Raw genomic sequence first — 13028 nt, forward strand, 5'->3', positions numbered from 1 at the left:
AGATTTGATTCCTACAAATTCTAAATATTTTAAAATATGCTTAGTTGACAACAACAATCCAAATACTAATTTACAAATAGAATACGGAACACAAGCAACGCCATACGAACCATATCAAGAAGATAAATTAACTATTTTAAGTCCTGTACAATTAGAAAAAGGTGATGTGTTAAAAGAAGTTGATGGAGTATGGGGGGTAGAGAAGAATCTTACAACTGTACTTCTTAACGGTCAAAATGTAAATGATAGCGTTGTTAATAGGCATACTAATACATTGATATATCAAATGTCAAACTATGATGACTTGAATAATATATTAACTGATGTTATATGTAGTAGATTTAAAAGTGCTGATGTGTGGGGTATTGATTCAGAAGGAATACAATATTACGGAAAGGCTACTTCTCATAAGCTTAAAATAGGTATACCTAAAAATTTACTTGGTGGTGTTACACTTCAAGATGCTAGAAAGTTTATGTATGACAATAATGTAATTGTTAAAATTCCAACTTCTAAATCTCAATTTATCCCACTACCACACGCACAACAAGTTAAACTACGCACATTCTCAAATAAAACTAACATTTCAAGTCTATGTGCGAACGGTATAGAGCCTACTATAAAAGGTGATGTGCCTAAAAGTATCTCGGCTACTGTAAACACTCATACAGCTCAAATTGATAGCTTAAATAAAGAGCTAGATAGAGTTAAGAAGTTAGAAGAAAGTACGGTTAGTACAGTTGTGACTGATAAGGATTTTGTTAGTGTAGAGGAAACTTCGCAAGGTTATTTTGAGGGGTTAGAGTTGAAGGGTAGGACGTTGAATAGTTTATTTAGCATAGGAACTCCATATAAAAATGTAAGTAATGGAAACTTATGTATACCTTATAGTGGTGGTGTGTTAAAAGAAAATGCGACACTAGGGAATAAGTGCTATTTTACAAACTTCAATAGTAAAAAATTAATATTAGATATATATGAAAATAAAGTATGGAAAAGAAATATCTCTATTAATGGAAACTCAAAGGTTGATTTCCAATTAGGTACTAACGAGTATTTAGCATTAGCAAATGCTAGATTATCTGATGGTTGGACTGATGGAGATTTAAATTCCTTATCAAATTCATTTGTAGTTTTAGATACTAATGATGATGTAGACACTTACTTCGAAGGAATAGCATCAGTCGGAGATGGAACAGATGAAATAGTAGTTTCAAGTGTCGATGGTGATGGGAATTTATTTGATGATTCTGCTCTAGTAGGTTTATCTCCAATAAGCAATAATACCATCAGCTCGCGATTAGGTTTTAAGTTGCAAAGCAACAAAACCTATACTATTAGGACAGAGTTCACCGATGGTACTTATATAGACCCACCGAATTTCGTATACAATTTTGTAGATAAAAATAATAAAGCAGTACTTTCAAATATACAAGTGGATGGAAGAGTTTTAAACTTTACTGAACAAGTGTGTAGTTCTGCATATTCAATACAAATTTACTGGAATGGTGTTGGAGATTTCAGCTCTAAAAAAATAAAACGTGTTCAGATATTAAAAAGTACAACTCCTTTTTATGAGTTCAAAGAATATAAGGCAGATAAAAAACGTCTTTTAAGGCTTAATGCGGAAACTCAAGTATGGGAAAAACCTATATTGCGTGAATGGGATACAGTAGAAAAGCATAGTGATGATAAGTATTATTATCATGAGAGAAGTGGTCAAGTTGTGTTGGATGGTAGCGTTGGTTTTATAGATAACGGAACACATTCAGAAACTCATATGACTTTCTATACTACTGTTGCTTCTTCAATTATGAATCCTAGTTCTCCACTTGTTTGTGATAAATTTCAAAATGTAAATACAGTATCTAGTAATTTCAGCATTGAGGGCATATTTACTACTAGTATTAAATATTTATATATCACTATATCTAAATCAAGACTTGTCGCACAAGATGTAAACGGATTTAAATCATGGTTACAAGCTAATCCTGTAACAGTAGTGTATCAACTAGCACAAGAAAAAGTATACGAGTGTACTAACATAGACTTAATAACTTATCAAGGCGAAACTAACTTCATGGTTAAAAGTGGTGTTTTAAGTCCGAATACGGTATTGAGTTATCACGGTAATATAAGTAATGTAGTTACATTGCTACAAAAGAAAGTTAGCATATTGGAATCTAATATATCAAAATATATGACAACTCAAAATAGAATGATGTTAGGTAATAGATATAGCGCTGACACTTCTGAGTTTAGATTAGAAAATACGATGCCTATGATGGAAGAAAAGAATGTTGATATAGACTACGACCTATACACGTTGTTGTTATCTAATATATCAATAGGAAAAGATAATTACAATAGAAATAAAATGGAAGAAATGTTAGATTTCTACGTTGGACAAGGAACTATAAATTGGGATATGTGGGATGAGTTATTCTTATTGATAGAGTTACAACACAATCCGATAATAGAGGAAGTACCTAGTTTATAGGTGCTTATTTTTATATTTAAAAACAAATAAAAAAAATAAAAAGGACGATGATATTATATGGTATTAACTACTAAAGTAGCAAAGGATTTAAATTTAATAATAGACAACACTTTATTTGATTATGGTGTTGATAGAATGCTAGAAAATATAGAAGCATACAGAAAGAGAAATAGAATAACAAATGAAGAGGCAGAATACTTAAAAGCAAAAGTTGAAGCAAAAATGGATGAAAGTGTAAACGCAGAATTAAAAAAAATAAATAAGTAATAACAATATACTTTTTACGAGGAGTGGAATTTCCACTCCCTTTTTTTACCTAAAAAATAAAATAAACGATATAATAAACGGAGAGTGTAAAATATATGGCTAAGAAAAGAAGTAAAAGAATAATAATGAGTGGAGAACCAAATCCTAAAAACGTAGAATTGTGGGAGATATACAAAAGAGGAAAGTTAATAGCAGGGAGAAGTGAGAAAACTTTATATGGATATGAGAGTGATATAATGCAATTCTTTAAATTCTTAAATGCGCAATGCATGGATGCACTTTTAATAGACATAGATGAAACCGAAATAGAATCGTATATAGCTTATTGCATGTCTGAGGGTAATAATGAAAAAAGAATAAGAAGAAGAATATCGGCAATATCATCTCTATTAATGTATTTAAAGAAGAAGAGGAAAATTAAAGATAATTGGTGTGATTTAATCGAGAGACCAAGTGCAGGCGAAGAAGTTCAAACTAGAACTTTTCTAACAGAGGAGCAATTATCCGAACTTAAGATGAAACTAAAAGAGCAAGATAACCTTCAATTAGAAGTTTACATAAATTTCGGACTATCTACGATGGCAAGAAGCAATGCGATAGCACAAATAAAATGGGATATGATAGATTTTGAAAATAGATGGGTAATAGGAGTTACTGAAAAAGGTGGGAAAATAAGAAACTTAAGATTTGATGAAAATGTAAAGATGTTACTATTAAAATTAAAAGAAAAAAGAGAATTAGATAATATAAAATTTCCATATGTGTTTATGACTAGGTTTCAAGGGGATAAATTGGGTCAAGTATCGTCAAAATCTCTATGCGTTTGGGTAAAAAAGGCATTTGCTTTAATAGGTATCGATGGCGGTTATAATCATGACCTAAGACATTCTATGAGTAATATATTAAAAGATAGAGGAATGCCAATAACATCTATAAGTAAATTATTGGGTCATAGCGGTGTAGATGTCACGATAAATCATTATACAATTGAAAATTTAGATAAATTGGCAGAAGAATTTGATAGTTTTATGAAATAGATGTTTACATAGAATAAAAAAAGTAGTATATGTTATATATAACTTAAGAAAGGGGTAAAATATGGATGAGATAATAGAGATATTTGAACAGTCTGTCGACATGATGATAAATATACTTATAGTTGTAGTATTTTTATACTTTAGTTTTTGGACTATATTTAATATGTTTACAATTATGAAATTAGTATCATTAGTTATGATAACTTCGATTGGGTTTTCTACGATTCATTTTTTAATTAATAGACTAATAAAAAAACATAAGGAGATATAAATATGAAAAATTTTCTTGAAGGATGTTTAATATCGATAATAACAATAGAAATTGTAATGATTATACATATTATAATGTCTGCTACACGTTCGTTAGCTATAATAATGCCTTATAGTATGTATGTTTTTGTAGTAACAGTTATTGTAATATGTAGCGGTGGGATATTTAATTGGTACTTGAAGAAAATAATGAAATAAATTTATGAAGAAAAATAAAATTAGTATTATTAAAATTATTATATTTTTAATTGGATATGCTTGCGCATATTGTCAAAGTTCAAAATAGGGAGATTGTTGATGGGAATATATATAGATTATTTTAAATATGTAGTAAATCATAAGAAAAATGTTTTCAAAGTGTGTATTAATAATGACGATTTCATACACGGTATAACTCATGATTTGAGTAAATTTTTACCATCGGAATTTATACCATATGCTAAATGGTTTTATGGTGAATATGGAGTTAAGTTTAAAGATAAAGCAAAAGAATTAGAGGATGCTATATGGTGTTGCGACGATAAAGTTAAGCTAGAGGAGTGTGAGAACGAACTTAGAAAATATCATAAGTGTAAACGTGAGTTTGAAGTTGCATGGTGTAATCATTACAGAAGGAATAAGCATCATTGGAATTATTATTACAACTATATAAGAAATAGATGCAAAGATATGGATGATAAATATATTAAACAGATGGTTTACGATTGGATGGCAATGGGTATGGTATTTGGGGATACAGCTCAGAGCTACTATTTAAATAATTACAATAAGATAGAGTTGTCTGAAAAAAGTAGATATAAATTAGAGAAATACTTAGAATTACACAATTTAGCTAATATACCACGTTCAGATTTTGATTGGGAGCATCATACTACGCTAGGTAAAATAGTTAAGAGATATAGAGATAATGGGGAACTTGAAATATTAAGTAGTATGTTTAAGGATATAGACAAGAAGTATAATGTCAATACATTAGAGTTAATAGAAAAGAAGTAGAGTGTAAAATAAAACAGAAGATAAAAAGGGAGATTGTAATATGGGGAATACAGTTTTAGTTGAAAATGGAATAGATAATATAGAAGATAGAAAAAAGTATATGAGCAATGATAATATTAAGATATTAGAAAGTGTTAAAAACATAGTAACATTAAGCAACTGTGAATTTATAACGGTTGGAGATGTATGTTCTTACTTTGACATAACAAAGGATGCATTGGACACTTTAATAAAGGAAAATAGAAGTGAGCTATTAGAAAATGGCATGGTATTACTCACAGGAAAAGAATTAAGAGAGGAGTTAGTAACTTGGAATATCTCAGTTACTAACTATAGAGGGTATTTTACAGCAGATGGTTATAAGTTTGCCAATAGAAGCAATATATTAATGTCTAAAAGATGCCTTCTTAATGTAGGTATGTTACTTAGAGATAGCAAAGTGGCGAAAGAGCTTAGAAGAAGGATATTGGATGTTATGTATGATGCTGAGGATGGAAATGCCTCTATTGAAGTTGTAGCCAATGAGATTGCTGATGAGCAATGTGTGTTCATAGAGCTTGGAGAAGCACTTATGAATGGTGATATATCAAAAGTATTAGAATGTAATGCAAAATTAATGGAAATGAAAAATAAAAGAATAGTTGAATTAGAAAATAAAAATGAAGAGCTTGAAGAAACCTTAACCGAAATAGTAGAAAACAATATAACATTTGATGAGTTTTCTAGGAAGTGTGGAAAGTTAATAAGTATGATATCAAATGAACTTAATACAAATAAAAGAGCTATTTGGATGTATATATATGAATTTTTAAAATATCAGCCTCTTGAATCAAATAATAACAGAGGTATAGATGTTCATGCTAGACAAATAAACTTATGGAATAAGGCTAACAAAGAAAGAATAGATAGCGGAAAACCACCATATGCTAAGGCTTCTCTTCAACAAATGTATCCAAAAATAAAAACCATAAAGGAAAATGAATATCAAGAAGTTTTAGAGATAATAAAATCTTATGCAGTAGATAAAGATATAGACATAAGAAACTTCAACAAACTAATATAATTTTAATAAAGTGTTTTAATAAAGTGTTTTAACAAAGTGTTTTAACAAAATAAAACTTATGATAAAGGGAGAAGATATTATGATTTTAAGAAAAATAAAGAATTTTATAAAAGGTATATTTAACGCAAAAACTGAAACTTGTTTATATTGCAAACATTCTCAAATAAAAAGCGGAGCATTAGAGTTATTTCTAATATGTAAAAGTGAGAACTGTGAATGTTGCAATATGAAAGTTGATGATTATCATACATGTAAACATTATAAGTTTGATAAAGAAACATTTGGGAAGTAGGTTGTATATGAATAAGTTTATATTGAAGATAAATGGAGAAGAAATAGAATGTACACCTTGTTCTTATGAAGAGTTATTTGGGGAAAGAGAAGTTTATGATTTTGAATGTCCTATCTGTGGAAGAAATGCAAAAGGATTGGTATGTTATCATGATGATAAACTTAATGATAAATGGAACAAATTTAATATTGAGTAGGTGTATATATGAATATAATTGAAGCTGTTAAATATATGAAATCAAATGTAGATGTTAGAATTGTAAAAGAAGAATGGCGTGAAGGTGTTTGTTTCTTTAAATACTATCTAAGATATAATGAGTTTTATAATTGCGTAGAAATGATTGATTCATATAGCATATGGGATTTAAGCAATGATGAGAGTTATATAAGTGATTATAATTTTGATTTAGAAGATATTCTATATAATAATTGGATGGTATATGAAGATTGATTGTAATAAACTTGATAATAGAAGAGTTGATGAATGGAGAGTGGTATAATGAAAAATTATAATAAAAAAGATATTAAGATAGCTAAATTTATATTGGAAAATTGTGAAACCGTACACATCCCACAAGGTAGTTTTATTGATTTTGTAGCAAATCATACAAACGATGGGTACGAAATAGAGGCAACCATTACAGATGACAATAACTTAGATGGATACTTATTAGGTAATAGGTCTCCTTTGCAAAGGTTAAATTGCTACACGGACATAGTTTCTATCGAGTTAGAGCTAATAAATGGTGAAAACGTTGAATTAGATGTTGTATGGGATGATGATTTTCAAGACAACTGCTTCCAAACTTCCAATCTATTTGGTTATAGGAAGCTTTGTTTATCAATCAGTAGATTTAATAAAGAGTTTTCAATAAAAGAAGTTTTAAAATTAAAAGACGGTACAATTGTGATAGATGAAGATGGTAAAGAATACAAGGTAGAAGAAGACGATGAATGTAGTTATCTATTTGATACCTATGTTACTGAAAGGATATTAAATGCAAAGTTTAAGATAAAAAAGTAATAGACTAAATAAAAACATAATAATATAGCACATGCATGACTACTAGAGGGGAGTCGTTACATGTGCTATATTAAAAAAACTTAATTAACTTGGACTGCATCATACCATTGACAAAATAAAATATTATGTGGTACTACATATTGAAAATTAACCATAAGTATTATTGAGAAGGTCTATGCAAGGGATACATAGAACTCTTCTATAAACAACAACTACAATTGCTTACAAACTAAGTATAACATAAGAAATATAAAAATGGACAAACTTTTAAAAGCAAATAACGACAATATACACCATTTCATTTGTCGAAGGATAAAATATATTATAACATTATACAAACGGATTAGAATTGATATGGTAAGATATTTTAGGTATTATGAAGGGAGTATTGTAATGGAAGAGGATATTGATAAAAATGAAAAAAGATAAGACAATAGGATTTTTAGTAACTAAAAGTGATAAAGATAAGATAGATGGACTATGTGCGTATTATAAGATGTCTAGAAGTGAGTTGTTTACAATGTTGGTAAATAATCATAGAGAGCTTCTTAGAGATGAATATAAGCTATATAATAGTAGGATGTGATAAGTATGGAATTGAAATTAAATGATAATGAAAAGTTTTTAATAAGTGAAAAAGGTCATGTGTTAAAAGTGAAAGAGATAAGTTTCGATTTAGACTCAGCGAAATATTCAGATGGTGTGGTTATATTAAAAGGTAAGAGTTATGATTTAATCAACGAAAGATATATAGAAGAATGCGAGGTGGCATTTGAATTGAAGTTTTTAGATAGGAAAATAATAAAAGAAACTAAGTAACACAATAAGAGAGGTGTAAAATTATGAATGAGGAAGTTTTGGAGTTTACTATTTTTTGTATTGATATTTTAGCTGAATATTTAAACAAAGATACAAAAAAAGTTTACAAGTTAATTAAGGAAGATTCTGATGTTTTAGATGGTTATATAATACCATGTTATGAACCATTACATAGTCAAAGTAAAAAATACATAGTAGAAGAACTTGTAAGTGTATTAAAAGAAAGAGGTGTAATATAAAGATTCAATGATTAGAGCAGTGTATAAAAATACATTGCTCTTTTTTTTATTTATTATTTTAAAAAGTATGCAACTTCTTGTGCAAGACTGCATATGATGTATTAAGACAGACGAAAAACAAACAACTCAGACTACTAATGATAAGAAATATACAAAACAAATAAAATTTACACAAAATGAAATAAAGTTGGAAACATTTAACACAGAATTGCATATAGTATATCAAGAGGGTAACAAACAAAGCAAAAATATGAAAGGGTGAATAAAAATGGGTAAATCTAAATCAGAAGACATAAGAATACCAATATCATTTAAAAGAACGGCAGAGGAGTTAAGTATTTATAATTTTATAAAAGATAACTCGTCAGTAATAGGTCAAAGTAATTTTATAAAGCTTCTAGTAATAGAAGAGATGAAAAGAAAAGGTGTATGGATGTATAATTAAAAAAATAAAGCTCCTATGAATAACATAGAAGCTAAAGAGAAGTAGAAGTATTTAATTATAAGAATCTTACACAAAATTCAACAACAGCGTAACATGCAACATATCCTAAAGCTATAAAAGTACCACTTGTCATAATGAATCACCTCCAAGGTTAAGTTTGATTTATATAAAAGATAATCTAATGTGTTTGTAATTATAGTATGAGCATATATGAAATGTTTTATACTATGTAATTAAAAAATAATAAAAATTTTAAAAAAAATAAGGGGGAAATAAAAATGTTATTACAAAGATGCGAGGTTTATACAGTTAGAGAGTTTTTAAATAAGGAAGCAATAGAGGAAATGAATAAGTTTGATAGAATGTTAGGTCACTTGAAAAGAAATAAAAAGAAATACATGGCGTTAGTTACAATAATAGCTTTAACAATGGATTTAAGCTGTATAAACTCTTTTGCCAATGGTTACGAAGCAATTGATAGAGCAGGGATGGAGATACTTACACTTGTAAGAAAAGTTGGATATTGGCTATGTATAATACTTTGTGCAAAAGATGTTATTAAGAAGAGTATGAAGGGACACATGGATTCACTAGGAACAATAGTAACAATGTACGGAATAACATTTGGAACTTTATACTTCCTACCTTGGTTATTTGATTTAATCCAACAAATATTCTAATAAAAAATAAAAAATAAGGGGGAAATAAAAATGTTATTACAAAGATGCGAGGTTTATACAATTCAAAGTTTCTTTGACAACGTAGATGCTGTAAGTAGTGTAGTTGAAGGAGCTGATGTAGTTGAAAAGGTAGGTTTCTTTCAAGGTATGGAAGAAACGATAGTTGGAATAGGGAGTGTTCTAGAAAACATATGGGGATTTTTAGAAGGATGTGCAAAATTCGTAAAAAATGCGGTAGAGGTCATATCTAACCCATTACAAACAATTATAAACATAGCTGATGCTTCGTATTGGTTCTTCTTGTTAACCGCTATTGTTTGCTTGATATTAACCATCGCAGGCTGTAAGAAGACTAAGAATGGGGCTATGATAAGCTTTATATCATATATAATCTTGCAATGTTTCGCAACTGTTTTAAAGGGATATGTTTAAAATTAAAAAACAAATAAAAATAAAATTATATGGAGGTATCAGAGATGTTAGTAGGAAAATCGAATGGAAAAGATGTATATGCAGACGTAGATAGAAGTGGATTACTGAGCTTGTGTAGGATGGGTAGGGGAGAGAAGTTGTATATAAAAGATATATTGAAAAGTAATATGTTGGATTGGCTGTTTGTAACCGAAAAGCAATGTGAAATGGATATGTCAGAAGCTATAAAAGATATAATGAACGATGAAGAGTTTCGCATATTAAACATAATAGATATGAGAAGCGAACTGAGTAAAGGTGTAAACTAATAAAGGGAGATGATTTAATTGTTTAAGCAAAAATTTGAAAGTATAAAATTGAGCGATTATTATGAAGTTGTCAATCCAACTTATACCTTGTTTAAATTGATACCGCACAACAGTTGTAGGAATGGAGCTTCTGAAAAAATAGCCCAATTAGTTAATAAAGTATATATGGAATTACAAAAACGCGTATACATTGAAGATAAAAAGTTAATAGTTAAAACTAGAAGTAAAGTATCTTATTACATCTATATAGAAAAAAATAAAGCTGAGTTCTTTTTTATAATACCGTTGTACTATAAAAAATTATTCAAGGATACGATATCGGACTGTTGGAGAAATGTAGGATTGGAAGAGGTTAAATCTCTTCCAACATTCAGCGAAAACGCAACAAAATACTCTCTTGGTTATAAAAAAGAAGATGCATTCTCATTAGAGACTAATGCAACAAATAACTTTCTTTTATCTAAAACACTTAACGTAATGGAAATATTGGAAGAGGGTGATAGAGTTGGAGTTGTTTATAATTTTATGCCTTCTAGCAAGACGACATTAGCTTCATTCAAAGATTATTATAGAGAGACAATGAAGAATTATAGAGACAATAAGAATATTGAAAAAAATAATAGTACTGCATGGGGGATATTAAAGTCAATATTCAACTATTTAATTAAAACGTTAGATGGCGTTGCAGACGAGTTGGGAGCTGACCAAAGAACACCTATCAGAAATAGCATGCCGTTTAATTCTAGTGGCAACATATCACCTTCAACTTCTAGAAAGGAGAATGCTACCATATGTAAGAGTCAAGTCGTTGTATTTAGCGAGAGTTCAAATAAACAATCTCAAAGCATAAATGGAAGAGCTTGCTGTGAGGGATTTAATGTGATAGAGGGGGATAATAGTTTGGATTATAATGAGATGAAAAAAGATTTTAATATGTTTGATTACAAATATCCTTGTGAAATAAACGAAACATCTGTATTAGAATGTGCCAACTTCTTACAGATGCCAGGTAGAGAATTGTTGCAACAATTTAGTGATATAAGTCACTTGAAAGTATTGGAAAATCCAGTGCCAAAGGAATTGCAAAGTGGATATTTCAGATTAGGTGTTTCAGAAGAAAAGTCAAAAAACAGAAGCACTTTGGCTTATAAATCAAGTGATAGTCAACTTTCAAGGTTAGGAATGGCATACTTAGGAAGTATGGGAGCAGGAAAAACAACTTTTATGACTAATAATGCTTATGACATAATGAATCAAGGTCACGGAGTTATCGTTATAGATATAATAGAAGATTGCAAACTTAGTCAGTCAATTGAAGCAATAACACCAAAAGACAGATTAGTTGTGATAGATTGTGCTGACCCAAAGACGATGCAATCATTATCTTATAATGAAATACAAATGGAAGATGGTTTAACTGAATATGAGATAATGTCAAGAGCAATACTACAATGCCAACAGTTAGCTTTAATGTTTGATGCTATAAACGATGACAATGGTAAACTAAGTGCAAAAATGATTAGATTCTTATATAGTGCTGGCTCAGTAGTATTTTCGGCTAAGAAAAACTCTAGCTTAAAAGATGTTGTTGACTGTTTAAGTTATGTAGAAGATAGAAATAATTTTATAGAATCATTGAGCGATGGATTGAAAGTGTTATTAGAAGACGAGGTAAAGTCTCTAAAGGAGCTTACAAAGGTAGCACCTAATGGAACTGTAAGTAACGATGATAATGCTGTTAGAGGTATCTTAGATAGGGCTACAAATTTAACGTCTACATCAGCGCACACTAAACTTGCATATAAAAAAGATAGTTCAACTAATTATGATTTTAGAGAACTAATGAAGCAGAACAAAGTTGTTTTAATAAAAATATCAGAAGACCAATTTCCTTCTCAATTTGTTAGAAATGTAATAGCTACTTTCTACCTATCTAAGATTTGGTTAAGTAAGCAATTGTTGTCAAAGGATTTTCAACCACATACATTTTTATTTTTCGATGAGTTCTATAAATGTAAAAATTGTCAAAAGTTATATGCTGATATATTTGTTGAAGCTAGAAAGTTTAAGTTAACTTCAATAGTTGCTCTTCATTATTTAAATCAACTTGAAGCTCAATGCAGAGAAGCTTTAAAAGCAAGTGGAACATCTTATATGCTTTTACAGGGGGCTGATGAAAAAGCTTATCAAGACCTAAGAAGTAACTTCCAACAGTTTGGATATGAGGTTGATGATTTGTTAGGACTTGAAAGATATCATGCATTAACACTTATGAAAACTACTAAAAACTATGCTTCGTTTATAGTTAAATTACCAAAGCCAATTGTAAGTATTGACGATTTTGGTAAGATTACGATTTTAAATGATAATTTCCCTAACAAAGAAAATGATGTTAAAAACAAAGATAACAAAGTTAAAAATATAGGCTAAATGTTTAAATTCCAACACTTGTAGAAATACGAGCGTTGGTACATAGAATATCCCCAAGTAGCTATGAGCAACATAACCGCTTAAGCTATACATTATCACATGACGCTTCGCTCTCATGCACATGTAAGCTATGCATGTTATAGCCTATGCTATGGGTATAGTAAAAGTTTCCTATTTTACTATAAAAATTATTTATTACATGAAAACTTTTTGTCATATTTCGACAA

General features: G+C 29.3%; 19 protein-coding genes. All 19 read left to right on the forward strand.

Annotated features, from left to right (window positions below):
• The coding region (locus tag ACRDBA_RS14045; protein ID WP_438573553.1) for a hypothetical protein at positions 1-2500 on the forward strand (2500 nt) is incomplete at its 5' end.
• A gap of 57 nt (positions 2501-2557) precedes the next feature.
• Positions 2558-2767 (forward strand): hypothetical protein, encoded by a 210-nt coding sequence (locus tag ACRDBA_RS14050; protein ID WP_438573554.1) that lies wholly within the window; start codon positions 2558-2560, stop codon positions 2765-2767.
• A gap of 95 nt (positions 2768-2862) precedes the next feature.
• The gene (locus ACRDBA_RS14055; protein WP_438573555.1) at positions 2863-3804 is read left to right on the forward strand and encodes a tyrosine-type recombinase/integrase; all 942 of its coding nucleotides are present in this window, start codon (positions 2863-2865) and stop codon (positions 3802-3804) included.
• A 61-nt stretch (positions 3805-3865) separates the two neighbouring features.
• The gene (locus ACRDBA_RS14060) at positions 3866-4075 is read left to right on the forward strand and encodes a hypothetical protein (protein WP_438573556.1); all 210 of its coding nucleotides are present in this window, start codon (positions 3866-3868) and stop codon (positions 4073-4075) included.
• A 2-nt stretch (positions 4076-4077) separates the two neighbouring features.
• Entirely contained in the window at positions 4078-4272 is a 195-nt protein-coding gene (locus ACRDBA_RS14065; RefSeq protein WP_438573557.1) for a hypothetical protein, read from the forward strand.
• 99 nt (positions 4273-4371) lie between these two features.
• Positions 4372-5070: a DUF5662 family protein gene (locus ACRDBA_RS14070; protein ID WP_438573558.1), complete on the forward strand. Its 699-nt coding sequence runs from the start codon at positions 4372-4374 to the stop codon at positions 5068-5070.
• 40 nt (positions 5071-5110) lie between these two features.
• The gene (locus ACRDBA_RS14075; RefSeq protein ID WP_438573559.1) at positions 5111-6133 is read left to right on the forward strand and encodes a hypothetical protein; all 1023 of its coding nucleotides are present in this window, start codon (positions 5111-5113) and stop codon (positions 6131-6133) included.
• A gap of 79 nt (positions 6134-6212) precedes the next feature.
• A complete protein-coding gene (locus ACRDBA_RS14080; RefSeq protein WP_438573560.1) occupies positions 6213-6425 on the forward strand; it encodes a hypothetical protein in 213 nt (70 codons plus the stop codon).
• A gap of 7 nt (positions 6426-6432) precedes the next feature.
• Positions 6433-6621 (forward strand): hypothetical protein, encoded by a 189-nt coding sequence (locus ACRDBA_RS14085; RefSeq protein WP_438573561.1) that lies wholly within the window; start codon positions 6433-6435, stop codon positions 6619-6621.
• A gap of 8 nt (positions 6622-6629) precedes the next feature.
• Positions 6630-6875 (forward strand): hypothetical protein, encoded by a 246-nt coding sequence (locus tag ACRDBA_RS14090; protein WP_438573562.1) that lies wholly within the window; start codon positions 6630-6632, stop codon positions 6873-6875.
• Between the two features lie 33 nt (positions 6876-6908).
• A complete protein-coding gene (locus ACRDBA_RS14095) occupies positions 6909-7448 on the forward strand; it encodes a hypothetical protein (protein ID WP_438573563.1) in 540 nt (179 codons plus the stop codon).
• Positions 7449-7863: 415 nt separating this feature from the next.
• The gene (locus ACRDBA_RS14100; RefSeq protein WP_438573564.1) at positions 7864-8034 is read left to right on the forward strand and encodes a hypothetical protein; all 171 of its coding nucleotides are present in this window, start codon (positions 7864-7866) and stop codon (positions 8032-8034) included.
• 5 nt (positions 8035-8039) lie between these two features.
• A complete protein-coding gene (locus tag ACRDBA_RS14105) occupies positions 8040-8267 on the forward strand; it encodes a hypothetical protein (RefSeq protein ID WP_438573565.1) in 228 nt (75 codons plus the stop codon).
• Positions 8268-8290: 23 nt separating this feature from the next.
• Positions 8291-8506, forward strand: coding sequence for a DUF3791 domain-containing protein (locus ACRDBA_RS14110; RefSeq protein ID WP_438573566.1), 216 nt, complete (start codon positions 8291-8293; stop codon positions 8504-8506).
• Between the two features lie 268 nt (positions 8507-8774).
• Entirely contained in the window at positions 8775-8951 is a 177-nt protein-coding gene (locus tag ACRDBA_RS14115; protein ID WP_438573567.1) for a hypothetical protein, read from the forward strand.
• Positions 8952-9229: 278 nt separating this feature from the next.
• Positions 9230-9631 (forward strand): hypothetical protein, encoded by a 402-nt coding sequence (locus tag ACRDBA_RS14120; RefSeq protein WP_438573568.1) that lies wholly within the window; start codon positions 9230-9232, stop codon positions 9629-9631.
• Positions 9632-9661: 30 nt separating this feature from the next.
• Positions 9662-10063, forward strand: coding sequence for a hypothetical protein (locus tag ACRDBA_RS14125; protein WP_438573569.1), 402 nt, complete (start codon positions 9662-9664; stop codon positions 10061-10063).
• 44 nt (positions 10064-10107) lie between these two features.
• Positions 10108-10371: a hypothetical protein gene (locus ACRDBA_RS14130; RefSeq protein ID WP_438573570.1), complete on the forward strand. Its 264-nt coding sequence runs from the start codon at positions 10108-10110 to the stop codon at positions 10369-10371.
• A gap of 18 nt (positions 10372-10389) precedes the next feature.
• Positions 10390-12801: a hypothetical protein gene (locus ACRDBA_RS14135; protein ID WP_438573571.1), complete on the forward strand. Its 2412-nt coding sequence runs from the start codon at positions 10390-10392 to the stop codon at positions 12799-12801.
• The last annotated feature ends 227 nt before the right edge of the window (positions 12802-13028 follow it).

Origin of the sequence: Clostridium sp., from assembly GCF_051654825.1 — a bacterium.
Taxonomy (GTDB): Bacteria; Bacillota; Clostridia; order Clostridiales; family Clostridiaceae; genus Clostridium.

What these genes read in the sequence shown, in the direction of transcription:
- ACRDBA_RS14095 (WP_438573563.1), top strand. Translation starts at nt 6,909, where the DNA reads ATGGAGAGTGGTATAATGAAAAATTATAATAAAAAAGATATTAAGATA.
- ACRDBA_RS14105 (WP_438573565.1), top strand. Translation starts at nt 8,040, where the DNA reads ATGGAATTGAAATTAAATGATAATGAAAAGTTTTTAATAAGTGAAAAA.
- ACRDBA_RS14050 (WP_438573554.1), top strand. Translation starts at nt 2,558, where the DNA reads ATGGTATTAACTACTAAAGTAGCAAAGGATTTAAATTTAATAATAGAC.
- ACRDBA_RS14130 (WP_438573570.1), top strand. Translation starts at nt 10,108, where the DNA reads ATGTTAGTAGGAAAATCGAATGGAAAAGATGTATATGCAGACGTAGAT.
- ACRDBA_RS14120 (WP_438573568.1), top strand. Translation starts at nt 9,230, where the DNA reads ATGTTATTACAAAGATGCGAGGTTTATACAGTTAGAGAGTTTTTAAAT.
- ACRDBA_RS14085 (WP_438573561.1), top strand. Translation starts at nt 6,433, where the DNA reads ATGAATAAGTTTATATTGAAGATAAATGGAGAAGAAATAGAATGTACA.
- ACRDBA_RS14090 (WP_438573562.1), top strand. Translation starts at nt 6,630, where the DNA reads ATGAATATAATTGAAGCTGTTAAATATATGAAATCAAATGTAGATGTT.
- ACRDBA_RS14115 (WP_438573567.1), top strand. Translation starts at nt 8,775, where the DNA reads ATGGGTAAATCTAAATCAGAAGACATAAGAATACCAATATCATTTAAA.
- ACRDBA_RS14125 (WP_438573569.1), top strand. Translation starts at nt 9,662, where the DNA reads ATGTTATTACAAAGATGCGAGGTTTATACAATTCAAAGTTTCTTTGAC.
- ACRDBA_RS14065 (WP_438573557.1), top strand. Translation starts at nt 4,078, where the DNA reads ATGAAAAATTTTCTTGAAGGATGTTTAATATCGATAATAACAATAGAA.
- ACRDBA_RS14080 (WP_438573560.1), top strand. Translation starts at nt 6,213, where the DNA reads ATGATTTTAAGAAAAATAAAGAATTTTATAAAAGGTATATTTAACGCA.
- ACRDBA_RS14055 (WP_438573555.1), top strand. Translation starts at nt 2,863, where the DNA reads ATGGCTAAGAAAAGAAGTAAAAGAATAATAATGAGTGGAGAACCAAAT.
- ACRDBA_RS14075 (WP_438573559.1), top strand. Translation starts at nt 5,111, where the DNA reads ATGGGGAATACAGTTTTAGTTGAAAATGGAATAGATAATATAGAAGAT.
- ACRDBA_RS14060 (WP_438573556.1), top strand. Translation starts at nt 3,866, where the DNA reads ATGGATGAGATAATAGAGATATTTGAACAGTCTGTCGACATGATGATA.
- ACRDBA_RS14100 (WP_438573564.1), top strand. Translation starts at nt 7,864, where the DNA reads ATGAAAAAAGATAAGACAATAGGATTTTTAGTAACTAAAAGTGATAAA.
- ACRDBA_RS14110 (WP_438573566.1), top strand. Translation starts at nt 8,291, where the DNA reads ATGAATGAGGAAGTTTTGGAGTTTACTATTTTTTGTATTGATATTTTA.
- ACRDBA_RS14070 (WP_438573558.1), top strand. Translation starts at nt 4,372, where the DNA reads ATGGGAATATATATAGATTATTTTAAATATGTAGTAAATCATAAGAAA.